The following is a 23,495-nucleotide window of genomic DNA, read 5'->3' as shown; positions in this document are numbered from 1 at the left end:
TATACAGATCTATACAGGCCTATATATTGCGATATCCCGAAAACTTTTTTCTATATATCAGTATATAGCCACATATAGAAATGTAGTGACTAAGAAACGCCAATAACCATCTTTTAAAATGCACTTATAAGCATATATTTGTACAACATGATAGCGTATCAATCGGCTAAAGGAAATAGGTCTGCGCCTTATTCCTTCGCGTAAACTGGTATATGGGCAGTCTTTATAAATCTCCCAGAGTGCCCAATTTGTAAAAGGTTGGTGGACTATTCCGTTTGAATATACCCTCATATACAAATATATGGTTTTGCGATATTTAAAAACATGTTTTTTAGTTTAATTAATAGAGATACTCGCTCATGACTGAAAATCAGCGGTTAAAATTTGTTAGAAAATTTTTAAATAAAACCCAGGTGGAATTCGCTTCATCTATTGGGTTAACTCAAGCTGGTTATTCAGACATTGAAAGAGGCAAAAACAATGTATCTGGAAAAATTAAAATCCTTCTTAAAAGGGAGCATCATGTAAACATGAGTTGGTTAGAATCCGGTGAAGGAGAAATGTTCCTGCCGATAAATGAAATACAATCCCAGTCCGATCACACCTTAATCGCCAACTTAAAATTGGAGATTGATAAACTTCAAAAGGAAATCAATCACTTGTCATCTGAAAAAAAGCAGTACCTCGAAACAATTAAAAATCTAGAAACTCAATTGAAGAGAAATTAATTACATTTTTATATAAATATATTTTTACCTAAATGATTTTTTGTATCTTGGATTAAACTCCAAGCCAATGAAAACTATATCAATTATGAACCACAAAGGAGGGACAGGTAAAACGACTTCCTCTATAAACATCGGTGCTGGTCTAGCGAAAAAAGGATTGAAAGTTCTCTTACTTGATATCGATTCTCAAGCAAATCTAACCGAGGGATTTGGGATAGTAGATCCCGAGGTTTCAGTTTATGACTCCATCCGGGAAAACAAAAAATTACCAATTCTCAACATTAAAGAAAACCTAGATTTGGTACCCTCTTCTATAGATCTTTTGGGTGCAGAAATGGAAATTGTTTCCAAAATCGGCAGAGAGCAAATTCTGAACAAATTGCTAAAAACAGTTCGCCCAAATTATGATTATGTGATCATAGATTGCCCTCCTTCCGTTGGGCTTCTGACAGTAAATGCCATGGTAGCGAGTGACACTATTTTGTTACCATTACAAGGAGAGTACTTCGCATACAAGGGAGTGGACCGGCTGTTGGGAATTGTCCAGGAAGTACGGGAAAACCTAAACGAAAATCTGGAAATCGGAGGAGTCTTCATCACCCAAATCAATACAAACCGGATCTTGACCAAAACTATCGTAGAAAAACTAACCGAGGATTTGCAGGATAAAGTCTTCGACACCAAAATCCGGATCAACGTAGCACTGGCCGAAGCTCAGCTGCAGGGACAAAGCATATTTGACTATGCACCAGATTCAAACGGAGCCAAAGACTATAAAATGCTAGTCGAAGAAATTATCACCAAACTAAACTGAAACTGACATGGCTAAGAAGCTAAACGACCCTAGAAAGGGCAATAAAAATCTGGGCACAAAACAAAGAGGCTTAGGAATGCTGATCAACTCAGAACCCGAATCACCGCAAAAAGAAAAAATATCAAGCAAAGAGTTTGACACTGAGGATGTGAAGATCTATTCCCTTCGAATCCCTACTGAAATGTTTGATAAGCTGAAATACGAAATAGGCAGAGAAACCAAATTATCAATGAGAGATATGATTTTAAAGGCGGTGGCGGAGCATTATGGGATTTAGATAATAGATAGCCAACGGGTTCGGGCTTTGCGAAGTGTCCCGAAGGGAATTACGTATAGGTTTTGTGCCGGCCGTTGAGTTTATTAATCAATGTCGTGGACACTCCGTTGGGTCAAAATACATGCATCCTGAATCTGAGTCACCGTCACAAATGTCACAAGTCCAATAGTTAAATGAGGCACTACTCGAAACTCGGACTGAATATTGAATTCTCTGGCTTGGCTTGTTTGAATTAAGTCCTTCTCTTTTTCTTACTTCAACTTTGAATTGTTCCCAGTCCTTAAACCTTGTTGGATTAGCTAGATAAAAATTATCACCTAACATCTTCTTAATATTTTGACTTTCGCGTTCATTTTCCTCAAATGATGTCGGATTATAATAGACGGCATACATTTTCTTTATGTTGTTAAACAAAAACCCTGCCTTCACATGAAAGGAATTTCCACATTTATTGCATCTAACAAAATTGATTTCATCTCTCAGTAGCTTTTCAGCAATGTCGTCAATATTTGTATTGACTGAATGAAATATTTTTTGCTCACTAATCACTTTGCATTGTGGGCAAGGAATGGAATAGTTTACTAGTTTACTCATAAAAGCAATATTGCAACTATGATTAATAGGGTCATGCCAAAGAGAATAATTGAATTAAGACAACCGCTTATACTTTGTGATACATTCTTATTACCAATTGGATGGCTTGGAGTTTTTACGCTTGGAGCATTCTCAATAATATATTCGTTAGCAACTTTAAATGATTTTATATAATTAAGAGCAAGCACGACTGCTGAAAGTGATTTCCCGACTGTCAAAGGGTCAGGACAAGACTCCACCATTTGAATTGACATTTTTGAACAATCCACTGCACCTCCGAATGTATTACTCCCTAGTATAGGAATGTTCAAGCATAAGTATTGAAACTGAATAAGCTTAGTATTATCAATAGAATCAGTATTTTTAATCTTATGAATAATGGCTTTCCCCAATTGACTAAAAATCTTTTTTGGTTCGGCTGGCATAAATTCATCAAACTGAATTATAAATTCTATTAAAACCTCAAGTGAGTATTGAAGTTTTTTATTTTTTGGCTTTTCCTTTAACGAGTTACCACATTCTGTACACTTTTCTATCAAGGAAAAAAAGATGTCGGGTGTACCACAATTTGAGCAGATTGCCATTCCTTTCTCGTTTGCTTTTTTCTCCATGAAATTTAGTAAGCTCATATAGTCCCGTTTTAGCTTTTTACTAATTCTTATTTATTCTAGGGTCTGTTGTCCACGGACCCAACCCAATTGCAGGCAAAAATTGTATTTACTCATATCACGCTTCTCTAATGAGTCTATATCGCAATTTTCAACAAGGTTATTGGGTACTGCTATGACCAAATTAAGGAATTCGTCGATCCCATCAAGCGTGTTTTGAATATTTCATCGAAAATCGAAAGCCCAACTGCAGGGTCAAAGTATCTAAGATTATTCACCTGCATCAAATGGAGCAAAAGAGTACGAATTGCTAGTCGAAGAAATTCTTACCAAACTAAACTGAAATCAAAATGTCCAAAAAATTAAACGACCCAAGCAAGGGCAATAAAAACCTAGGAACCAAACAAATAGGCCTTGGCATGCTGATCAATGCCAATCCAGAAACACCGCAAAAAGAAAAAAACATCCAGCAAGGAATTCGAAACCGAGGATGTGAAAATCTACTCTTTTCGTATTCCAACTCCTATGTTCGACAAACTCAAATATGAGATCGGCAGAGAAACCAAGCTATCAATGCGAGACATGATTTTGAAGGCGGTTGCGGAGTATTATGGGATGCGACGATCACCCTTTGCTGTGTTTGTGAATTGGGGTCAGAATATGTACAATTATACATATATTTCTTGGTTTTAGGTAATTCAACTAAAACCCAAATGCAGAAAAATGTTGTTTGGTAGTTTCAGTATTAGTATATTGATTGTTGTGTTTTTTCAATTTCTTCATTAATAAATCATTAGGGTTTTTTGAACCTTGATGCATATTGTCAAAACCTCTAACTACTAAATAAATAGAAGCTGTTAGCATTGCTATATAGAAGCTAGAAGATTCTAGTTTTTCCAAATTTTCAGAAACCTTTGCGGTACCAATAATTATTCCTAAAACTACTTCTATTAAGCCGTAAAGAGCTCTTAAATGAAATCTGAAATAGAAGATCGCCAAACCAATTGCCAGTATTATTGAAGCAGCTAAAGGTTGACCAATTTCGCTCAAAATGGAAGAACTGCAAACTTTTATAATTTTTGGAATCTTCTAAAATTACTCCGAATGAATAGAAGAAAATGCTCATTATTGCAATTAACCCTAAGCCAGGCAAGAAATTTTCTTTACGAAATTTAATGGTTTGATCACTCAAATAAAGTATTAGCAACGCCGTCAGGGCAACCACGAAAATCAATAAAAATATATAAAGGGAATTTTCTATAATTACCTCCCATCTTCTATTGATGATTGTATAAAGCACTGACAAGAATGACACTAAAAGCAGGACTACAAAGCCTAACTTCGGAAGTCTTTCATTTGATTCGTATATCATTTATGACAATTTGTGAGTTAATGCAACTGAAAATATATTTAACGGAGCAATAAGCTTGAGCCTGAGCTTGGATGTAGAATAAATATTAATAATTTAGTTTCCTTCCGTTGGGGGACCCCAACGGAAGGAAAGGACAGTTAAGCTAACACTCCCTTAGAAAAAGAACGGTTAGTATAAATGGTCGTTATAATATCATTTACCATGTTGTATGCTGTTTTTATACTGGGTAATAGCCGGTTAATTTCCAATGATGCCAGACCGTTGCGAATGGGCAACCTTTACTATCTGTAGACCTTAACCAAGGATCACTATCGCATCTTGAATCAATGGCTATACCACTATCGGAACATAAATTTTTAAGCTTGCAATGTCTTTGGTTCCAAAAAAACACAGAATTAACTTGTTCGATTGCCCAAATCAAGCTAAAGTTCAAATTTGCAGTCGAATAGGGGTTAAATAATGTAACCTCATTGAGGTCATTGGTTACTAAAGGTGTGCCCACCATATTCATATATGATATTAATGTTTCGTTCTCTCTCATTCTCCCCCCCCTGGCAATATCTATTATAAAGTGACGGTTTTCCTTTCTGAATTGAACAGCTATCTCCACCATATTTGATAACCATTGGTTAATAGAACTAAATATTGGATCATTGAGATATGCTACAATATCTTGTTGCCCTATATTCTTCCAGAAATCTATGTTTTGCCCAAATGTTGTAACGCCTCCATGAGTATTGAAAGGAGGAGGGTTGTTGTAACAATAAGTGTAAACTTCTTCTGGTGTTTCGAAAATTAATTCTTCATCTCTAAAAGCTATTAATGTCTCATAGAAATATAAACCAGGATTTTGAGTAAGTAAAGAAATATCGCAAAGGGCAAGAATATTTAATCGATCATTGGCAAAATCAGCATAAATAAAATCAACCAATAATTCAACCGAGTGATAAGGGATTTGTGGTGATGGCGCACAATTTTCATAGCATTCACTTTCAATTATAAATGCCATATTTTCAGAAATACACAATTCTCCAAAATCAAAACTATGTAAGTTTCCGTCACAGTCTAAATATTCAATCTCGACAACACATATATTTATATCCCTCGTACTCGTAACTATAGTTTCGGGTCTAGTTTTATGTCCAACTAATGTGATTTCATTATCTTCACCTGTCCCAGTGAAAAAATTAGATAACTTCATGTGAACATCAACATTGTCATTTCCTCCTGGAATCGGCATAACAGGAACGTTAAAAGGGCCAGGTAGGATTGCAATAACTGCATTATTGGCCATTTTCATGTATTCAACAATTACATGCATATTAAACAGTCCATAAACAGTGCTGAGGTCTTGAATAAAGTGAGTGTATTCATGAATATATACTGACTCAGCATATTCATCATCAAGCTCACTTAAGTTCTCAAGATTTTTTTCTGTGCCAACATGCATTCTTAAAAAACTTGGCAAGTAAAAACCAAGAACAGTATTTAGCCTTCTACTCATAATTATTCCATTTTTGTTTCACCTTTTTCCTCTTCTAAATATTTTTCACCAATTTGATTAATTACGTCATTTGCAATCACGAAATAGCTCATCATGTCCTTATAATTTTTATCAATGCCGTACATCTCCTTATATAGGGATATTGCCTCTGCCAAAATGGTTTGCATTATAGAAAGGTGATAAGCATAAAAAGACTTGAACTGTTCTTCCTTAAACTGCGGAGAAGCGCTAACCCCAACTTCGTAACCGTCACTTTTTTCAACATAAAAGCTAATCGCATGATTCTTTGAAATATGTGCTACATCATTGAGCTGACCGTATATGAATTTCAGTTCTTTCGGGGCATGATTTGCATTTGGGGTTTTTCCATATTTCGCTTTCCCTGCACTAATTTCTCTGAGTTTTACCATCGTTTCAAAGTCTTTCTTCATTAGTGCAGCAACGGCAATATATTGCCCCCGCAACAATAAATCTTCAGTATGATGAACACTTTGATAGTAATTAACTATAAGTGTTAGTTTTTCACTTATAGTCTCTGTTGACTTACCAACTATACCAGATTTACATTTCTGAATGAAATTGAGTATAGCAATGAGTAGTCTTTTAGCTTCTCGAAAATCATCACTAAGGGCAGCATTTGATAGCTCAATAACAATTTGTTCAACCTTGAAAATTGAGTTTCTAATTGACTCTTCTGCTGCATCAATAAAATCTGGAACTTTAGAAACATACTCATCTAGTTCTTCTTGAGTTACTTTACTATTCATATTGTTACATCATTAAGTTCCCTGAAAGAGTAGTTTATATTTTAAATTGAGCATGTAGTTCTTTTTTTAATGGCATACGGTTGACAAATATGGCCAGAAAAGGATTACGGGCGATTTTCTATCAAGGTACACGAAAAGTCGAAGCGGGCTACAAATTATCACATACCACTGAAACCCTTATTGGCTATATTGTATGTTGCCAGCTGGTTTTATTCTAAATCATAATATCTAATCTGAAAGTCAATATTCGCATTCAAAGCATTCTCAAAACAATATAAATCAAATTCAATCTCACTATAAGGTTCTTCATTAATCATTATTTTTTCACCTACTTTTTTAAATCCACCATCTATACCACTCACGCCAGCTGTGGCTTTCCCCAATCTAGAAGGAGTTGCAAAATATACATATGAATCAAGTGATAAAAAATCTTTAATTCCAGATTTTGTTCGCACTTCATTTTTTCCTTCTAGTAGGATTACTGTTTCTTTTAATCCTTTAATTATTTTTATACAATCATCCTTATCAATATTTTCAAGTCGTCCATGACTTCTTCCAGCATAGATAGTGTTGACATGCTTATAATCCGAAATTATTGATTTAATAGCTTTTTCTAAATCTGTTACGAGAGAATCAATGTCTGAAAATTCTTCAGAAGCATTATAAGTCAAAGGTCTTCTAAATTTTAAATCAAATGGTAAATCTTCAGGTGAACCATAATTTTTATTGAACACACTAATTACCTTATCCCATTTTAAAACACCAGTAGCAAATCCAAGTTCTATTAAAACATTGGGATTTGGACATTTTCTATCAATGTCAGATTTTGAATTAATAATCGAAATATCACCAACAAAAATCTGTGAGTTTTTAATTTTATCAAAAATAGCTTTATTTATATCTGGTGTACCTGATAATCCTTTTGTATCTCTATCAATTGCTATTTCTAAATCAAACTCATCCTTCTTTATATTTTTGATTGCTTTTTTAAGCGCATTTTCAATCGCTGTGTGATTTGTCTTGTTAGGTAAATCTGATTGCCAAGAATAAAATATATTAAATTTCATAAATTAGTATATTAATTGTAAAGTTCTTTTTTAAACTTGCTGGCAACACTTTTATTTATAGAAGTACCGCTACCCTATTGCTGTCTATATCGCCATTGCCCACAGGTCTTCGGGTTTCTGTTGTGACCAAATTAAGGATTTCGTCGATCCCATCAAGCAGACTTTGAAAATTATTATTGGAAATCATAAGACCACCTGCAGAGGCAAATCATACTTGACTATGCGCCGGCTTCAAACGGAGCAAAGGATTATGAAATGGCTAGTCGAGGAAATTATCACCAAACTTAACTGAGCAAAATATGGCTAAGAAGCTCAACGACTCGAGCAAGGGTAATAAAAATCTGGGCATCAAACAAAGAGGCTTAGGGATGCTGATCAACACTGAACCCGAAAGTAACAATACTGGATTGTTCGAAATAATACTCGTGAAGGAACATTATTATTCGTTCACTTCTCTTTAAGGCATGTTGGATATATCGGAGTAAATTGACCCCCTCGCGGTGCAGGAATCCGGAAGGTTAAAGTGTCTTTAAAGGCTTTAATCGACTGTCATTCCGGCAGATGTTGACCCCCTCTTATTCACTACTTGAGTGAAAAAATCCGGAGCATGTCACTGGAATATCCACATGTCTAAAACTCATTATTTTCTAGTTAAATACCGCTTAACGGTTTGCATATAGATTTTGGCAGTTTCAAAGCACATCCCTGTCTCCCGAAACCAAAACGGACTACGGCGCAAAAACCTTTATCATAACCATTCCCCTCCCTTTAAGCTATATTCGTTGTTGCGATGTTTTTTTTTTAAATTGACGTTACTCCCAATTGTTGTAGTTTATTTTTATTAATTGGAGTTAATTCCTCTAAGCAAGCAATATATAAAGCAACTTTTGCTCTACTAAATGCTACAAAACCTAATCTATAATCATCTTCAAAAGCCTTTACTTTATTTTTCTTGCTAAATTGAATTGCTACTCTACTACTGGGATTGTTTTCTAACCATTTTTCAATTTCACTATTGCTTGTTGCTACAACTAATACACAAGTCGCCTCCAATCCTTTAGACTTATGAATGGTAGTTGTATATTCTGTTAGTTGTTGATTATTTGTAATTACTTTTAAGTTTTGTAGTTCATTAAAAAACTTCTCGCAATCAAAATTTTCTTCTGTGGAAATATTTAAGTTGAAATCTTGTTCAAAATAGGTCTTAAACTCCGCAAAATTTGTAAAGTCTTTTTTCCATAAATTTATGGCAATTGTTCTTAGTTGAATTGTATTGATGTTGTATTTTTCACAAATTTGTTTTGAATTAAGTCCAATTAATTTGGTGATAATGAGTATAACCTCTGAAAGCAAATGATATGATTTTTTACTTTCATTAGAGATTTTTATTAGACCTAATTCACTTGTAACGCTATCAAATTCTTTATTTTTAAACGCTAAATAAAACCTCTTGAAATCATGTTCATCTTTCCATATTTCTGTTTTGTCTTTAAAAGTGTTTGAAATTTGTAACAAATCAGTTTGAGAAATAAAAAATACGCCATTTTTTTCAACAGTTGAAAAACGCGCTTCTTGTTGTAACTGAGTATTGAATTTATTTATAAAGGTTGTAATTTGATAACTGCAACGGTTATTATCTTTTTTTTCTATTACTTCATACTTTGCCTTATGTTGTACAATAGGAATTTTAGAAAAATCTTTAAAACCAGCTGAAAAGTTAGATATGAACTGTTCAGCATCACCTACTTTGTAGATTTTAGTTTTTTTTGATTTTCTAATTTCTTCAAACACAGCAAATTGTTTATTATTAGCATCTTGAAACTCATCAACAAACAAAAACTGCAATCTATTACCAACCTGCTCTCTTACTATTTTATAATCACATATTAAATAAGATGCAATACTCGCAATTTTATCAAATGGTATTTTCCCTTGTCTAACTAATTGGTTAATAAAAGCATATTCCGCTATTTGTTTTTGTTTAGCATCTTTTTGATCCCAATTAGAATACTTGCCTCTCATTATATGTTCAAGTCTTCTATCCTCTAACTCAAAGAATATTTTATCCAAAGCGATAAAATCCTCTCTGCTTGTTCCTTTCTTTTTGTCTTCGATTACTCTTGGCAATAAACTCCCATAAGGTAAAACTAAGAACTTATTAAAAAACGCATAGGTCGTACCTACAAAAACATTTGCAGGAATTTTAGTGTGATGACTTAATCTTTCTTTTATAGAATTGGTAGCCGCATTGGTATAGGTAATTGCTGCCAAAAATCGATGCGGTTCTAATTTGGGCAAGCACTCTACAATTCTTTTTACCATATTGGTAGTTTTGCCACTACCCGCACCCGCAATTACTAACATTGGCTTTTCTGCTTTCATTGCGCAAGGAAATCTAAGCCGTTTTGAATGTATGTAGGAACTGAAATTATTTTCAAATCTTCTCTCATCTTATCTAAAAGATTAAAAGCAAACTCAGATTTATAATTTTCAATTTCTTTAAAATAAGCATCTACATCTATGTCACCAGTCTCTAACGTAGTCCTAAATTTTGTAACATTTTGCTTATTACTTAACTTTTTCTTGGTTCGTTCAAGAATATCAAGTAAAGTGCTTTTACCGATACCCGACTTATTACTTCTTATCAAGTCTTTTTCAAAAGTTTCATCGTAAGAAATTTGAATGTCAATCAAACCACTTAAACTTGAATATGCCCGTTTGAGTGCTGGTGCACGATTTTTTGTTTTTTTACTAGTATCACTATCCGTAAAAACGACACATTTTACAAAAAGGCCATTTTTTACTACTTTCAAAAAATGCTCAAAAGCAACTCCATTTACATTTACTACAGTGCAATTTTCCTTCTCAAGTGTTTTGCCTGAAACCTTCTCAAAAAATATGGGCATTAATAGTTGTTCTGAGATGCCTTCTACTAAGATGATTTTTCTTGAAAAAAACAATGTGGATTTGGTAGCATCTAAATACTTTGCCAAATAGTTAGTACTTTTTTCGTCTTGCTTTTTGTCCAAGCCATTTAAAATATAATGTGATTTTATTAATTTCCCTTCTTTGAACAAGACCAAAGTATTTGCTAAACTTAACTTTGATGTGATATGTGATGAATGAGATGTTAATATGAGTTGAAGGTGTTTTTTATCTTTTCCAATTCCCTCAATATTTTCAGCCAAATGATTTTGCAGATTTGGGTGCAGGTGGGCTTCGGGTTCTTCTATGGCAATTAAACGAAATGCCGTAAAATCTCTAATTTTTTGTTCTGCTTTCATTTTTTCTTCCTCAATTATTTGAGAAAGCAATAATGAAATATAAAGCAAGTTATTTCTACCCAAACCATTTCTTTCTACACTGATTGGATTTGATCCATAAGTAATACTTAGTTTTTTTAGAATTTCAGAAGTTTCAGGCGAAGTAAAATTAAAATCTATTTCATTTACTGTATTTGCATCTGCTAATGAAACTTTATCAAGTAATTTATTTACATCTTCTTTTATATCCTTCAAATTTTGGTTATCCTCTTTCAACTCCTTTGTCAAACTACCCAAAATTTCTTTGATTTTATTATAGTTTGAAAGTTCTTTTCTATTCAAAATTTTGTAAAGTAACCGACTATCACTATTTGCAACTAATTCTTTTTTAGCATCTCGCAAGGCATCTAAAAATTCCATTTTTAACATTCGTAAAAAATACATATCACAGCGGTTTGATGTATCATCACCTCCATAAATTGTATATTCGTATGCATCTATCGGAAAATCAATCATTGTCCAATCTAAGCTCGCTCTTTCTCTTTGTTTTTGTATCCATTCTTCTTTTTTGAAGCTTACTTGAGGAGAAAATTCATATACAATTTTTGCTTTTGTTAATTCACGATTTATGCACCAATCCGCTACTATAGCAGCTTGCTCATCTGTGAAATCCTTTAAAAACGCCTCAATCTTGACTGAAGGAAGTTCTATTTCGTTCAAATTTAAGATAGATTTATCTGCTACTTTCTCTTTAAATGATTTAATAATATCATAGTTGAAGTCATCAATTTCTAAAAAGCGTTTCTTGAAAAATGTAATTTCTTGGCTGAAAATTAAACCAATCGCATTCAGTATATTGGTCTTACCGATATTATTTTCACCAATAACAAGAGTAAAAGGCTTCATCTCAATTTCTGAACTTAGAAAATTCCTGTAATTTTGGATGATTATCTTGTTAATATACATTAGATTTTATTATTAATTTTTAAAGTTTGATTCTGGAATAAAATATCGTCCAACACTTATCGAAGTTCCGCTACCTTATTGCGTCTATATCGCCCTTGTCCACAGGTCTTCGGGGTTCTCCCGTGACTAAATTAAGGATTTCGTCGAAACCATCAAGTGGGCTTTGGATATTTTTATTGAAAAAAAAAGACCACCTGCAGGGACAAAGCATTTTTGACTATACACCGAAATCCAACGGGGCGAAGGATTATAAAATGCTAGTCGAGGAAATTATCACCAAACTAAACTGAGCACAAAATTGCTAAGAAACCAAACGACCCAAGCAAGGGCAATAAAAATTTGGGCACCAAATAAAGAGGACTTGGAATGCTGATCAATCCAGAACCCGAAACTCAGTAAAAAGAAAAAGTATCTAGCAAAGAATTTGACACCGAGGAATCCAGGATTTATTCTGCCCCATTTTAATACATTTGAGAATCTACCTAAGTATAAACCGCTAATGCTTCATGTGGTCAGTAAAATACGCTTAAAATATCTCTGACCACCTAATCCCAGATGATGTGTAATCTATAATTAAGTCTCCCATAATACTTGCTTCAAAACCTAATAGAGAGAGTGCTTTAAAATCACAATCTGGTTATATGAACCCACATTTCAATAGCAGAATACTAAACAACACTTGAAACATGTACGATTGTCCCAACACTTAGAGAGGTGTTAAAAAAAAGTAGCATCTGTTCTAAAAAAATTTTTTCCATGTTTTTATAAGAACTTTTGCAGGAATTGTTACAGTTGGGGCAATTATATCTTCAGGGTTATTTTTAGCTTTTGTAATTAACGTACTCACCACTACTTCTGCTTTCCTACCTGGTTGAGTTTTTGTAATGCTTTTATAAATATCGGTTGTTAATTTTTTACCTGGAATAAGTGTAGGAAATAGAATTATTAATGGATCGTTGGATTTTGCTGCTTCCAAATAGCTATCAACTGTATAATTGCCAGCAGCTGAAGCTATAACTGTAGTTAAAGGATCTTTAGTCTTTGCAAAAACTGCTAAACCTATCAACGCCTTTGTGGCCTCAGCCATGTCTTCTCCTGTTTTGAGGCTAATAGTGTTAAACATAATCTTTGAATTTCCATCTTCTTCTATTACTTCTGTCACAACTGTTACATATGTGGAGTCAGGGTGAGCTCTGTTGTATTCTTCATTCTTACATTGTGCAACTTTCATAAGTATTATATTCATCTCCGAAATATCATAGTCATTAGAAGCAACTTTTTGTTTTGCCTCTTCGCAAGTAAGAACAACATCTAGTGTCAAAACCTGCAGAGTATCTTTCCCATAAGTGACAGTATCTATGGCACTTAAAACATTTGCGTTTTTAATAGTTGACGAAAAGACCGAAGTATAATAAAGATTAATTGAAACTTTTGAATAACCATTGGAACATAATGAAACTATGGCAAGAATAGTTAATAGCTTTTTCATTTTTAATTCGTTTTAATTTGAGTAGTTGATGTAAATTATATTTGCAGTTAAAAAAGTTGGCGATTTTAGAGAGATAGGATAGCTCTCTATATGATCCCTCACGCCCAATTAAATATAATCATTTTCGAAACGATTTGATGCACTAACATTAAAATAATTCCTTGAGTATTTAAGTAAGAAAACCAAAACTTTATACACCCTTTTCAGTTCGTAATAGACAGCAGTCCAGTATTTTGACAAATTCATACCATGATTACCAATAACTCCGTCAATATTATCGAAATATGTTTCGAAGTACATTCCTTATGAACGTAAACTTCATTAATAGAAAGTATTTACCCCTTACATGACTTCTGAACACATTTTTAATTACAGAAGCTGATGGCGGGATATTATCGATCACAGCTAAGCTGAATATATTTACTCTTGGATGTTCCCATCAAAAACGCATTTACATCCTCAAAACCGGTGAAATGGCCTCTTTGATCAGAAACCCTTGTTTGTATCTTCAAAATTTCCTTCTTCTTGGATGACTTGATTTCCAGGTCGGACAGTAACTTCCCAACTTTATCCCTACTCCCTCGCAAAGCTTTCAAATCCCAATCGCTATCCAATCCATTTTCAAGACAGTAGTTGTACAGCTGAGCAACCCTAATAAAATTACTAGTGCAATGGTCACCAGTACCATCATTATCCAGATAGAGATCTACTGCCTCGCATTCTTTCAAAATATCCAGCATTAACCGTAAAGTGAGATTAGCAGTGCTATTCAAAATTATTGCCTTAAAATCCGTGGCTCCAGATAGCTTCAGGTAGCTAAAAAAATCAAACCAGCCTTCAAAGATTTTTATCCTCTTCAGCTTACCCAATATCTGGATAGAAACGCCTCCTCCCAGAATATTTCCCTTGAAAATGGAAGATCGAAGGACCCAACCTCCAGACTCATTGGGGAACCCCACTGCGAAATAACTCTTACCCTTGTTTCGCCAATGAACCTCTTTTGCAAAAGGCGCTATCTCACTTGGGTCTAGTCCCCTTGTCCGAACATAATTCACCAAGGCCAAATGGGAGATTTCCTCAACGCTCTCAATCTCAATTTTTGGAATTGGCTTTGGCTTCTTCTTTGAAACAATAACGCTTTCAGGGGATAACCCGGATAGTCTTTCAACTGACTGGGGAAACGTCTGATTCTCAAAAACCTGGACAGCTTCAATGATATCTCCTCCTCTTCCAGCAGAATGATCGTACCACACATTCGCACGATCATCTACCGCAATTGATCCGGTTCGCTGATTCAGAAACCCGAAGAAATGTTCTTTTCCTTGTATTCCCTCATATTTGAGGAAACCAGAATTAACCAAGCTTTGGAAATAATCTACAATAGGAAACTCTTGCTTGATTCGTTCTGCTTCACGTTTTACTTCAGAATAATTAAACATATTTACACTTTTATATAAAAATATCTTTACACAAATATATCAATATAAATACCTGCGATAGGTCACTATGCTTTTTCTTTTGCTGCTTTGATTTCGATTACATCAAAAAGAAAAGAGGCTTACAGGTAATAAGAAATCGTACAATTCGCACACCTCGTACCCCTCGTACCGTTCGAATAGTGCGAATTACACTAATCTTCTACTTCAAGCTGCTTTAACCACTTCCTCACGGCTCCCTCTGAGACTCCAAGTTCCTGGGCAATCTTCACATTGGAGTGGCCCTCTTCCTTAAGCTCATATGCCTTACTTTTAATCTGAGCCTTGTTTGTAAGATTGATCTGCTTCAGATGATCGGATTCCTTTCCCAATTCCAAAAATCTGAAGGAGCTAAAATTCGATTCCTTACCGATTTTGCAGACCATGACATTTTCAGATGGGAATTGAAAAGCTCCGTACCTCACTTTGATCTGCTTTAAATATTTTAGGGATGGATCTTTCTGGCTCTCTCCAACAGCGAAACAGGAATCAATGAGATTGATAAAGCTTTTGCTCCCTTGGATATCATTTCTACTTATTGGAGCAAACAGATTTCTCTTCGGAGTATGGGCAATCAGCAAAATTGACCAGCCATGCATTTTCTTCAGATTATTCAGCCTTATCAGAAACGGAGTGGTGTTTCTGGCTTTTTCATTATCCGATATTACACAGGACAGATTGTCGATCACCAGTATTTTAGCGCCGGACTTTGATGTTTGACTTTCAATCTCTTTAAAGAGAAAGGCTTCGTATTCTTCTATGGTCTCATCGTGCCCATAAGGATTGATCTCTGCTCTTAAAAAATGTTCACTGAATTTAAAATGATCAAATAGAATATCCTTATCCTCGTCGTATTGGGCATACCGCATTTCAAATTGCTTAGCTGTCAGTTCAAGGTCGAAATAAATTACCTTAGAAGCATTGAGATCCATTTCTACACCAAGTGTTGGAACACCCTTAGTAATACTATTTATAATTTGAACAGCGAGCAGTGACTTTCCCTGATTGGTATCTGCGAAGAGAATGCACAGCTCTTCCTCATACCAGAATGGCCCAAATATCTTTTTGGGGATGGGTTTGGTTTTAGCTTCATCTATCCATTCATTGGCTGATTTGATGATCAAAAAACCCTCTGAATGAGGGGTATTGGAATTAGTATTTTGAACGTAATTTTCCATTTTCTGCATGTAAGAGTTTGAATATGAATGCAGAAACAGTATCTTTAAGTCGTCAAACAGGATACTGAATCCACAAAATAATTTGAGCGAATCCGAAAGGGTTCGCTTTATTTTTTTCTAGGATTTCGCTGACGACCAGCATTGAGAACTTCGGATTTTTTGAAATAAACACTACTGTTTATCATATGCTCCTTTAGAAAGCCTTCCTTCCTCCAATTATTTATTGTAGTACGGGATCGCCCAAGGAGCTTCATCACTTCGGGGATTTTGATGAATTCATCTTCCGGTGTAGAAGCAGTAGGAATGTTGGATAGCTTGTGGACAATAGCCTCTGCTATTTCATTGATGAGCTGCCCTTTTTCGATGGGACTTAAAATTAGATTGTTCATAATCGGTTGAAATTTTGTTTCTGGCCGAATCTGCCCAAAAAAGGGTTTGGATAGGTAATGGGATACTATCCAAAAAGAATAATTGGGTTACAAATTTGTTCTTTCTTGAATAAAATCGTCGATGGAGACAGCTTTTTCCCTTAATCCTGCTTTCACAAAAATTTCTCTGACTTTAAAAAGTTGTTCTTTTCTTTTGCTGCTTAGCTTTTTTGTAGTCAGAATTTCATTTGAGATTTTGGAGAAGTAGTCACGGACACCTCTATCGGTTCCCCCCATCACACTAGATACTACCTTATCAAATCCTCCGCTAGTTAATTCTGGATCTTGTTGAAGTGCCTTTTGTTTCAAATCATTTAATTCTCCTAGATTCCCTATCAAAAATTCGATGGCGAGAAGTGAAACCGTTTTATCATATTCCACTATTTCAATTTGCTCTTCCTGGTAATCATTGCCTTTCCGTAAATTGGAATAGAATGTCTCAGCTCCTTCGTCGTCATTAAGCTGAAGACTTTGAAATGCTTTAAAGTTTTCCGGTTTGTCAATTGGATCTATGTAATTGAAAAATCGCTGTGTCTCTCGCAGATTTTTTCTGGCCTTACCCATTATCACTATGAATGTCATCAGTGACCCAGCCAAAACGAATCCTCCAAAAGCATACTTTAAATCTGATGGATGTACTAGGATAATAAAAAACACAGAGAGGAAAAGTACTGCAGCTATGGAATACCCCAGACTCTGAAGAATGAATCCTTTCCTTTTATGAAAGGAGGAGAAATCGGCAAAGAACATTTTGCTTTGATCAAAAATCTCCCAACCTAGTCGGTAGGCTAAAATTCTCTCCTCTTCAGAGAGTTCATCAAAATACCAGAATGATTCTTTTGTTTTGTATTGACCAAGTGAAAGATTCGGGTCAAATTTTTTCATTTGTAAAGTTGGTTTAGTCCCAGGCGAGACTCATTGCATTTCGTTTACGATCTTCATCTACATCAACGTATCGCTTAAAGCTTTTATAATCTGAGTGGCCAGTTATTTTCATTACCACTTCAGCCGGAATTCCTTTAGCAAGAGAAATTGTCACAAATGTCTTTCTTCCAGTATGCGCACTAACTAGGTCATATTTGGGGCACATGTTGGCTATTCTTTCAGATCCTCTGTACCGAATAATCTCTATAGTGTCGTTGATTTCAGCTAGCTTACAAAGCTCCTTGACGTATTTATTGAACTTCTGATTTGATATCATTGGTAGTGGAGAAATTCTATCACTGTACTTTTTCAAAATCTCCCAGGAAATACGTGTGAGAGGCACCACTGAAGGTTCCTTGGTTTTTGTGATAGTCATTCGAATTTCATCAACCTTTATATGTTCCCGCTTAAGTTGACACAAATCTGAAAATCTATAACCCGTCACAGAGCTAAAAAGAAAAATATCTTTCACTTGGCTTAACCTTGATTTGGAATCCACATCAAGTGCATACAGCGCATCAAATTCCTTTTGATTAAGTGCAATTACTTCCAGCCTGTCTTTATTTTACGGAATACTCCTTAATATCGGTCATTAAATTTGCCACCTCTGATGCGTAACTTAATTTTCAAAACCTGTAATTGACACAGTAGTTAAAAAATAAAACAACTATTTGGTTTTTAATTGTTTTTTAATAACTTGAAATTCAGTTATGTTGACGGTCGCATAATTTTTATTCTTTTATTAATTATTTTAAACAAATTCACTATGAAAAAGCTTATTTTATTTTGCTTCCTGATTTCAGGATTTGCATTTACCTTCGCTGGGCCAAGAGTCCCAGATAAAGGAAAAATGGATAAATTCAGTATGTGTCCTCCCGAAGAGATGCAGTACGAATCATTCACAACTACTTGTGGGAAAACTGCGGTTGCCTCGGGCTGTAATATAACGGAATTGCTTGAAGATGCTGCTGAGTGGGAGAGTTTCCATTGTGGTTAAATCTAAGGGAGCACTTGCTCCCATTTTCAAAAAAGACAAAAAAATACCATGAAGAAAAAAAAATCCATATTTATTTTTATGTTCTTATGGTGTTCATCAATGAACGTTTTTGGGCAAATAAGTGATAAGGCCTTTTTTTATTCCGCTACCTATTCTAGCGATTCTACAGATAGAAATAATCTGAACACTGACTTTATGGTGCTTTGGAGCGGAAATAACTATAGTGTCTTTGAAAGTTATTATAGGTATCAATCAGACTCTTTTAAAACTGCTGTTTCAAACCAGAGCACAAACCCGAGAGACTTGAACATGTCTGCTATTTTAGGACAAATGGTCTCAATGAAGAAACCCTCATTTGATTTTATTATTCATAAATCGTGGAAGGAAAAAGAGATTACAGCTTACAATAATTTATTTTTTGACAATTTCGAGTATACCCAGCCTCTAAAAATGGATGGTTGGAAAATTGAAGATCAATACAAGGAAATTTTAGGGTATAAATGCCAAAAAGCTTCTATTCATTATGCAGGACGTAATTTTATTGCTTGGTATACTGAAGAGATCCCATTGAGTGATGGCCCATATGTTTTTAATGGTCTTCCGGGACTCATTCTTCAATTGGAAGATGTTCAGAATTATTATCGTTTTGAATTAGTTGGGATAAGGAATACCTCAATAGAAATGGGAGAAAGGGTTCTTTCAAAAACTATTTCCCTTCCAAAGGAACAGTTCTTTTTGACGAAAAAGTCAATGTACAAGGATGTTCGGAAAGCGCTTCTCGGAAAGCCTTCTTCAGTTTCTGATGAGGCCATAAGGGATGTACAAGTACGGTATGATAAAAAGAATAATCCACTAGAATTGGTGGTAGGCAAATGAAGATAGGATTATTGTTTTTCTTTTTTTTTTTTCAATATTGGCCTGTTTTTCTCAGGCCGTAGTTCGGGGAAAAATCATTGAAAGCTCAAAAAAAATACCTGTATTTGGAGCGAATGTACTAGTGAAAAATACATCGGATTCCGCAACTGTTGCATTTGGATTTACAAACGAATCAGGTCAATTTGAAATAGAATTCAATTCTGAAGTGGATAGTGTTTTATTAATAATAAACGCAATGACTATCCAAAAGAAGGAGGTGCTGTTATCGCTTAGTGGTGAACCATTTGTGATTGAAGTGGAAAGTTCTTCTCTGGATCTTGAAGAGGTAACTGTTGGGGGTATTAAAAACCCCGTTACAAAAAGGAACGATACGATTTCGTATGATATCAGCGGGTTTTCTACTGTAAACGACCGAGTACTTAGTGATGTATTGAAGCGACTTCCAGGAATAGAAGTATTGAGTAATGGGATGATTCAATACCAAGGCAGACCTTTAGTTAAATTTTATATCGAAGGGTTGGACTTATTACAAGGACGCTACAATCTGGCCAATAAAAACCTCCCGGTAGATGCTGTTGAGTCAGTAGAGGTGTTGGAAAATCATCAACCAATAAAAATTCTGGATTCTTTAGTCTTTTCGGACAGGGCAGCGTTGAACGTCAAATTAAAACGCAAGAATACTTGGATTGGCTCAGGATATGCGGGTATTGGTGGAAGTCCATTTTTAACGGATTCCAAGGTTTCACCAATGGTTTTTAAAGAAGGCTTTCAAGCGCTATTTAGTATTCAAGGCAATAATGTTGGGGCGAGTTTGGAGGACGAACAAAAAACCTTAACGATAGACGATCTTTTTGATTTAGTAAATAAAAGGACAGTAAAAGAATGGTTCAATTTCCCGACTCTAGAAATGGCGGGATTTCCCAAAGAGAGAGCAAGATTTAATGAAAGTTATCTTGGGTCCGCTAATGTATTGACGAAAAATAGCAAAGGAATTGAGTTTAGGTTAAATGTTGGTTTTAATCAGGAAGATATATCTCAAAAAAAGGATAGGTCTACGACCTACTTTTTACCTGATGCAGATACAATTACCTTTGTGGAAAATACAAAGTGGGCGATAAGACGGAAAAAAGTAATAGGAGAATTGAACTGGAATAGAAATGTTTCTAGCAGCTATTTTGACAATACTACCTCTTTTGATTTTCTTAAGAATGAGTTTGGTGGCAATGTTTTTTATAACCAAAGTCCAATAAATGGATCCGCATCTCTTCCTGTATTTCAAATTGAAAATAAACTCAAGCTTTTAACTCCTATAAAGAATAAACTTTTTGATCTCAGATCTACTTTTTCATTTCAGAAATCTCAACAGTTATTAAATCTTGATCCTCCAATATTTGACAATATTAGCCATTCGGTTGATTCCTCAAAAGTATTAACGCAATCTGTAGATTTCCGGAGATTATTCTTGGATAATTCACTGGGGTTGGCATTTAAGACAAGAAATGAAATCAATATCCAATCCAGTCTAGGATTGAGTGTTTTATTGGATAATCTGGGCAGCAACTTATCATTTGATTCTATAGCAGGTGATCAATTAGTGGCTTTGGAAAGAAATAAAACGGCTTTTGCAAATATTTCTACGAACGTAACTAATTCCTTTGAGTTTGAGAAAAATGGCTTTCAGGCAAAAGCCGATGTACCACTTTACGTAACCTATATCAATAGGAATAACCTTTCTACTCTGCAGTCTTCTAACTTTACAAAAATATATTTAGAGCCCCATTTGTATTTGAAGTATCAGATTACTGGAAAAGTTTCAAATACAATCTCATTTAAGAAAAAAAATGAGTTTGGTACAGGAGAAGATTACTATCCATCTGGTATTGTGACAAGTTATAGGAATATTGACATCAGTGATAGTGAGACTCCTGAAGCTGTCAGATTGATGCTCAATTACGGAATTGATTATAAAAACCCTGTGTATGGAGTGTTTTTTGAGTTGAGTGCTTCCTTTTCCAAAACTAAAAAAAATGTAATAACTAAATATATACTTTTTGATTCAGGTAGATCAACTAAATCGATTTTGGATTTTGAAAATCATACAGTCCAACGTGGCCTAAGTTTGAGAGGAAGTAAATATTTGGCTGATATTTATACTACTGTTACCATGCACGGTTCAATTCAGTTTCAAGACTTTCCTCAATTGACCAATGAAGAACTTGTCGATTATTCCAACAGAATATATTCAACAGGTTTTGATATTGCTGTTAAACCTAAGGCATTTCTGGGGATTGATTTCAAAACAGGTTTAAATATAATTAATTCGTTAAGCGACCATAGTGGAATTTCACAAATCAGACAATTAAACTCAGAATTGGGGCTAGATTTATTTCCTTTAAAAAATCATTTATTGAGGTCAGAATTTCAGTATGTTTCAAGCCAAGTTAAGAACGGTAATTCACCTCAATCAAGCAGTTTTTTGGATATAACCTATCGATTTACAATACCAAAAACAAGGATGGATTTTAGTGTTACCTGCAATAATATCTTAGATACTGATTTATTTAGTAGTTATTTTTCAAACGGGTTTGTTCTGGGAGTTCAAGAAGTGCCCTTGCGGCCTAGACAATATTTGGTTAAACTAAATTTTTCCTTCTGAAAAATAGTTCGATCAAAAATCTCCCAACCTAATCGGTAAGCTAAAACTCTCTCCTCTTCTGAGAGTTCATCAAAATACCAGAATGATTCTTTTGCTTTGTATTGACTAAGTGAAAGATTCGAGTCAAAATTTTTCATTTGTAAAGTTGGTTTAGTCCCAGGCGAGACTCATTGCATTTCGTTTACGATCTTCATCTACATCAACGTATCGCTTAAAGCTTTTGTAATCTGAGTGGCCGGTTATTTTCATTACTACCTCCGCCGGAATTCCTTTGGCTAATGATAGAGTAACGAAAGTTTTTCTTCCAGTGTGTGCACTAATCAGTTCATATTTAGGATAAATTTTGGAATCTCTAACGGCACCTTTATACCTAATAATCTCTACAGGGTCATTGATTTCCGCTAGTTTGCAAAGCTCCTTGACATATTTATTAAACTTTTGATTTGATATCATCGGTAGCGGCAAAATCCTTTCCTCATATTTCTTCAATATTTCTCTGGAAATCCGTGTCAGCGGAACAATGGATGGTTCCTTGGTTTTTGTGATAGTAAGCCTAATGTCAGTGTTTTTGATATGCTCCCTTTTAAGCTGCAGTAAATCTGAAAATCTATAACCAGTCACACAGCTAAAAAGAAAAATATCTTTCACGTGACTTAATCTTGAATTAGAATCCACACCAAGTGCATACAGCGCATCAAATTCCTTTTGATTAAGTGCGATTACTTCAAGTCTATCTTTTTTGATGGAATATTCTTTATACCCGTCCCTAACCTTGATTCCTCTTCTCCTAGCATATCCTAGAAAAGTTTTAAGCGTACTCAATTGCTTTGCTATGGTAATATTATTTAGAGTCTTAACATTGCCTGTAGTGGGATGAACTTCCTTCCAATCAACCAGAAAATTCTGGAAACCCACCATGAAGGAATAATCCATGTCTTCAAATCGAATAGTTGCCTTCAACTTTTCCTGATAATTTTTAAGGTGTTTCTTTAATGATTTATACACAACCATACTTCCCTTTGCTCTGGTAACTGAGTTTTCTTGGATGTATTGATCAATGAAATCATAAAGAGAATATGTTGGATCACTCTTTTTAATCTTGGTTTTTTTAGACTCCTTATAAATGGAGACAATTTCATTGGAATCATAGGAGGATCCTGAAAATCTGAGGCTTTCCTCGATGCGTTGTATATCAAATTTCAATTCATTTAGCTCAGCCTGATACTTCACTAGAATACCTTTTGGAGGGACGACGTCCCCGAACTTCATTTCTAACTGAGCTCTTTTTTTGGAAGTCATAATATCTATTTCCTTCCTCTCTTCTGACCAAAGCTCTGGCAAAAGAGCAATTCCCGTAGAAATTTTGCGCTTTTGCCCTCCCATACTTACCATAAGAACAATTGGTTGTTCTCCCTTCTTATTTGCAAGATCTTTTCTTAGTACAAACCTTAATGAAGCTTCCATAACTTAGACCGAATGATTATCAAACAAATGTAAGGACAAAAAACTCAG

General features: G+C 34.7%; 23 protein-coding genes. 8 read left to right on the top strand and 15 right to left on the bottom strand.

The features are described from left to right. The first annotated feature begins 359 nt into the window (after positions 1-359). The 3 genes from SYJ56_RS04575 (at position 360) to SYJ56_RS04565 (ending at position 1,819) form a co-directional block, all read left to right on the top strand. Positions 360-728, top strand: coding sequence for a helix-turn-helix domain-containing protein (locus tag SYJ56_RS04575; RefSeq protein WP_323832453.1), 369 nt, complete (start codon positions 360-362; stop codon positions 726-728). Positions 729-795: 67 nt separating this feature from the next. Then, the gene (locus SYJ56_RS04570) at positions 796-1,542 is read left to right on the top strand and encodes a ParA family protein (RefSeq protein WP_323832452.1); all 747 of its coding nucleotides are present in this window, start codon (positions 796-798) and stop codon (positions 1,540-1,542) included. Between the two features lie 7 nt (positions 1,543-1,549). Next, positions 1,550-1,819 carry a hypothetical protein gene (locus SYJ56_RS04565; protein WP_323832451.1) on the top strand — a complete coding sequence of 90 codons (270 nt, stop codon included), beginning with the start codon at positions 1,550-1,552 and terminating at the stop codon, positions 1,817-1,819. A gap of 87 nt (positions 1,820-1,906) precedes the next feature. On the opposite strand, the gene SYJ56_RS04560 is transcribed toward SYJ56_RS04565, so the two are convergent. Both SYJ56_RS04560 and SYJ56_RS04555 read right to left on the bottom strand, forming a co-directional pair. Then, positions 1,907-2,413, bottom strand: coding sequence for a CpXC domain-containing protein (locus tag SYJ56_RS04560; protein WP_323832450.1), 507 nt, complete (start codon positions 2,411-2,413; stop codon positions 1,907-1,909). After that, positions 2,410-3,042, bottom strand: coding sequence for a hypothetical protein (locus SYJ56_RS04555; protein WP_323832449.1), 633 nt, complete (start codon positions 3,040-3,042; stop codon positions 2,410-2,412). The genes SYJ56_RS04560 and SYJ56_RS04555 overlap by 4 nt, the downstream gene beginning before the upstream one ends. Before the next feature lie 329 nt (positions 3,043-3,371). Between SYJ56_RS04555 and SYJ56_RS04550 the strand changes: the two genes are divergently transcribed. Continuing rightward, the gene (locus tag SYJ56_RS04550) at positions 3,372-3,569 is read left to right on the top strand and encodes a hypothetical protein (protein WP_323832448.1); all 198 of its coding nucleotides are present in this window, start codon (positions 3,372-3,374) and stop codon (positions 3,567-3,569) included. Positions 3,570-3,723: 154 nt separating this feature from the next. On the opposite strand, the gene SYJ56_RS04545 is transcribed toward SYJ56_RS04550, so the two are convergent. From SYJ56_RS04545 to SYJ56_RS04530, 4 genes are all read right to left on the bottom strand, one after another. Then, positions 3,724-4,071, bottom strand: a complete 348-nt coding sequence (locus SYJ56_RS04545) for a hypothetical protein (RefSeq protein ID WP_323832447.1) — start codon at positions 4,069-4,071, stop codon at positions 3,724-3,726. A 539-nt stretch (positions 4,072-4,610) separates the two neighbouring features. Next, positions 4,611-5,897: a hypothetical protein gene (locus SYJ56_RS04540; RefSeq protein WP_323832446.1), complete on the bottom strand. Its 1,287-nt coding sequence runs from the start codon at positions 5,895-5,897 to the stop codon at positions 4,611-4,613. A 2-nt stretch (positions 5,898-5,899) separates the two neighbouring features. Beyond that, positions 5,900-6,664 carry a hypothetical protein gene (locus tag SYJ56_RS04535; protein ID WP_323832445.1) on the bottom strand — a complete coding sequence of 255 codons (765 nt, stop codon included), beginning with the start codon at positions 6,662-6,664 and terminating at the stop codon, positions 5,900-5,902. Positions 6,665-6,873: 209 nt separating this feature from the next. Then, the gene (locus SYJ56_RS04530) at positions 6,874-7,731 is read right to left on the bottom strand and encodes a hypothetical protein (protein ID WP_323832444.1); all 858 of its coding nucleotides are present in this window, start codon (positions 7,729-7,731) and stop codon (positions 6,874-6,876) included. A 299-nt stretch (positions 7,732-8,030) separates the two neighbouring features. On the opposite strand from SYJ56_RS04530, the gene SYJ56_RS04525 reads away from it, so the two are divergent. Continuing rightward, the gene (locus SYJ56_RS04525; protein WP_323832443.1) at positions 8,031-8,192 is read left to right on the top strand and encodes a hypothetical protein; all 162 of its coding nucleotides are present in this window, start codon (positions 8,031-8,033) and stop codon (positions 8,190-8,192) included. 340 nt (positions 8,193-8,532) lie between these two features. Here the strand turns inward: SYJ56_RS04525 and SYJ56_RS04520 are convergent, their stop codons facing one another. From SYJ56_RS04520 to SYJ56_RS04485, 8 genes are all read right to left on the bottom strand, one after another. Further along, positions 8,533-10,113: a UvrD-helicase domain-containing protein gene (locus SYJ56_RS04520; protein ID WP_323832442.1), complete on the bottom strand. Its 1,581-nt coding sequence runs from the start codon at positions 10,111-10,113 to the stop codon at positions 8,533-8,535. Next, on the bottom strand, positions 10,110-11,960 hold the full coding sequence (locus SYJ56_RS04515; protein ID WP_323832441.1) for an ATP-dependent nuclease: 1,851 nt from the start codon (positions 11,958-11,960) through the stop codon (positions 10,110-10,112). Before SYJ56_RS04515 ends, SYJ56_RS04520 begins: the two co-directional genes overlap by 4 nt. Positions 11,961-12,699: 739 nt before the next feature. Continuing rightward, the gene (locus SYJ56_RS04510; RefSeq protein ID WP_323832440.1) at positions 12,700-13,449 is read right to left on the bottom strand and encodes a hypothetical protein; all 750 of its coding nucleotides are present in this window, start codon (positions 13,447-13,449) and stop codon (positions 12,700-12,702) included. A 392-nt stretch (positions 13,450-13,841) separates the two neighbouring features. Then, positions 13,842-14,888 carry a toprim domain-containing protein gene (locus tag SYJ56_RS04505; RefSeq protein ID WP_323832439.1) on the bottom strand — a complete coding sequence of 349 codons (1,047 nt, stop codon included), beginning with the start codon at positions 14,886-14,888 and terminating at the stop codon, positions 13,842-13,844. Positions 14,889-15,079: 191 nt separating this feature from the next. Beyond that, entirely contained in the window at positions 15,080-16,102 is a 1,023-nt protein-coding gene (locus tag SYJ56_RS04500; RefSeq protein WP_323832438.1) for an AAA family ATPase, read from the bottom strand. A gap of 107 nt (positions 16,103-16,209) precedes the next feature. Beyond that, positions 16,210-16,491 carry a helix-turn-helix transcriptional regulator gene (locus SYJ56_RS04495; protein WP_323832437.1) on the bottom strand — a complete coding sequence of 94 codons (282 nt, stop codon included), beginning with the start codon at positions 16,489-16,491 and terminating at the stop codon, positions 16,210-16,212. Positions 16,492-16,578: 87 nt separating this feature from the next. Next, on the bottom strand, positions 16,579-17,415 hold the full coding sequence (locus SYJ56_RS04490) for a hypothetical protein (RefSeq protein WP_323832436.1): 837 nt from the start codon (positions 17,413-17,415) through the stop codon (positions 16,579-16,581). Positions 17,416-17,428: 13 nt separating this feature from the next. Next, positions 17,429-17,953 (bottom strand): site-specific integrase, encoded by a 525-nt coding sequence (locus SYJ56_RS04485; protein ID WP_416377781.1) that lies wholly within the window; start codon positions 17,951-17,953, stop codon positions 17,429-17,431. Positions 17,954-18,220: 267 nt separating this feature from the next. On the opposite strand from SYJ56_RS04485, the gene SYJ56_RS04480 reads away from it, so the two are divergent. From SYJ56_RS04480 to SYJ56_RS04470, 3 genes are all read left to right on the top strand, one after another. Further along, positions 18,221-18,451, top strand: coding sequence for a hypothetical protein (locus SYJ56_RS04480; RefSeq protein ID WP_323832435.1), 231 nt, complete (start codon positions 18,221-18,223; stop codon positions 18,449-18,451). Between the two features lie 48 nt (positions 18,452-18,499). Beyond that, complete coding sequence (locus tag SYJ56_RS04475) at positions 18,500-19,327, top strand: GLPGLI family protein (protein ID WP_323832434.1); 828 nt, start codon at positions 18,500-18,502, stop codon at positions 19,325-19,327. Positions 19,328-19,448: 121 nt separating this feature from the next. Continuing rightward, entirely contained in the window at positions 19,449-21,983 is a 2,535-nt protein-coding gene (locus SYJ56_RS04470) for a TonB-dependent receptor (protein ID WP_416377780.1), read from the top strand. A 150-nt stretch (positions 21,984-22,133) separates the two neighbouring features. On the opposite strand, the gene SYJ56_RS04465 is transcribed toward SYJ56_RS04470, so the two are convergent. Continuing rightward, the gene (locus SYJ56_RS04465; RefSeq protein ID WP_323832432.1) at positions 22,134-23,447 is read right to left on the bottom strand and encodes a site-specific integrase; all 1,314 of its coding nucleotides are present in this window, start codon (positions 23,445-23,447) and stop codon (positions 22,134-22,136) included. Positions 23,448-23,495: the final 48 nt, after the last annotated feature.

The sequence above is a fragment of the Algoriphagus aurantiacus genome, assembly GCF_035156405.1.
Taxonomy (GTDB): Bacteria; Bacteroidota; Bacteroidia; order Cytophagales; family Cyclobacteriaceae; genus Algoriphagus; species Algoriphagus aurantiacus.
This window is presented reverse-complemented; position numbering and strand designations above follow the sequence as displayed.

Excerpts from the sequence above, each read along its gene's own strand:
- SYJ56_RS04555 (WP_323832449.1), bottom strand. The coding sequence starts at position 3,042 with ATGAGCTTACTAAATTTCATGGAGAAAAAAGCAAACGAGAAAGGAATG.
- SYJ56_RS04465 (WP_323832432.1), bottom strand. The coding sequence starts at position 23,447 with ATGGAAGCTTCATTAAGGTTTGTACTAAGAAAAGATCTTGCAAATAAG.
- SYJ56_RS04550 (WP_323832448.1), top strand. The coding sequence starts at position 3,372 with ATGTCCAAAAAATTAAACGACCCAAGCAAGGGCAATAAAAACCTAGGA.
- SYJ56_RS04515 (WP_323832441.1), bottom strand. The coding sequence starts at position 11,960 with ATGTATATTAACAAGATAATCATCCAAAATTACAGGAATTTTCTAAGT.
- SYJ56_RS04475 (WP_323832434.1), top strand. The coding sequence starts at position 18,500 with ATGAAGAAAAAAAAATCCATATTTATTTTTATGTTCTTATGGTGTTCA.
- SYJ56_RS04575 (WP_323832453.1), top strand. The coding sequence starts at position 360 with ATGACTGAAAATCAGCGGTTAAAATTTGTTAGAAAATTTTTAAATAAA.
- SYJ56_RS04565 (WP_323832451.1), top strand. The coding sequence starts at position 1,550 with ATGGCTAAGAAGCTAAACGACCCTAGAAAGGGCAATAAAAATCTGGGC.
- SYJ56_RS04520 (WP_323832442.1), bottom strand. The coding sequence starts at position 10,113 with ATGAAAGCAGAAAAGCCAATGTTAGTAATTGCGGGTGCGGGTAGTGGC.
- SYJ56_RS04540 (WP_323832446.1), bottom strand. The coding sequence starts at position 5,897 with ATGAGTAGAAGGCTAAATACTGTTCTTGGTTTTTACTTGCCAAGTTTT.
- SYJ56_RS04560 (WP_323832450.1), bottom strand. The coding sequence starts at position 2,413 with ATGAGTAAACTAGTAAACTATTCCATTCCTTGCCCACAATGCAAAGTG.
- SYJ56_RS04505 (WP_323832439.1), bottom strand. The coding sequence starts at position 14,888 with ATGTTTAATTATTCTGAAGTAAAACGTGAAGCAGAACGAATCAAGCAA.
- SYJ56_RS04480 (WP_323832435.1), top strand. The coding sequence starts at position 18,221 with ATGAAAAAGCTTATTTTATTTTGCTTCCTGATTTCAGGATTTGCATTT.
- SYJ56_RS04510 (WP_323832440.1), bottom strand. The coding sequence starts at position 13,449 with ATGAAAAAGCTATTAACTATTCTTGCCATAGTTTCATTATGTTCCAAT.
- SYJ56_RS04535 (WP_323832445.1), bottom strand. The coding sequence starts at position 6,664 with ATGAATAGTAAAGTAACTCAAGAAGAACTAGATGAGTATGTTTCTAAA.
- SYJ56_RS04525 (WP_323832443.1), top strand. The coding sequence starts at position 8,031 with ATGGCTAAGAAGCTCAACGACTCGAGCAAGGGTAATAAAAATCTGGGC.
- SYJ56_RS04530 (WP_323832444.1), bottom strand. The coding sequence starts at position 7,731 with ATGAAATTTAATATATTTTATTCTTGGCAATCAGATTTACCTAACAAG.
- SYJ56_RS04500 (WP_323832438.1), bottom strand. The coding sequence starts at position 16,102 with ATGGAAAATTACGTTCAAAATACTAATTCCAATACCCCTCATTCAGAG.
- SYJ56_RS04495 (WP_323832437.1), bottom strand. The coding sequence starts at position 16,491 with ATGAACAATCTAATTTTAAGTCCCATCGAAAAAGGGCAGCTCATCAAT.
- SYJ56_RS04570 (WP_323832452.1), top strand. The coding sequence starts at position 796 with ATGAAAACTATATCAATTATGAACCACAAAGGAGGGACAGGTAAAACG.
- SYJ56_RS04490 (WP_323832436.1), bottom strand. The coding sequence starts at position 17,415 with ATGAAAAAATTTGACCCGAATCTTTCACTTGGTCAATACAAAACAAAA.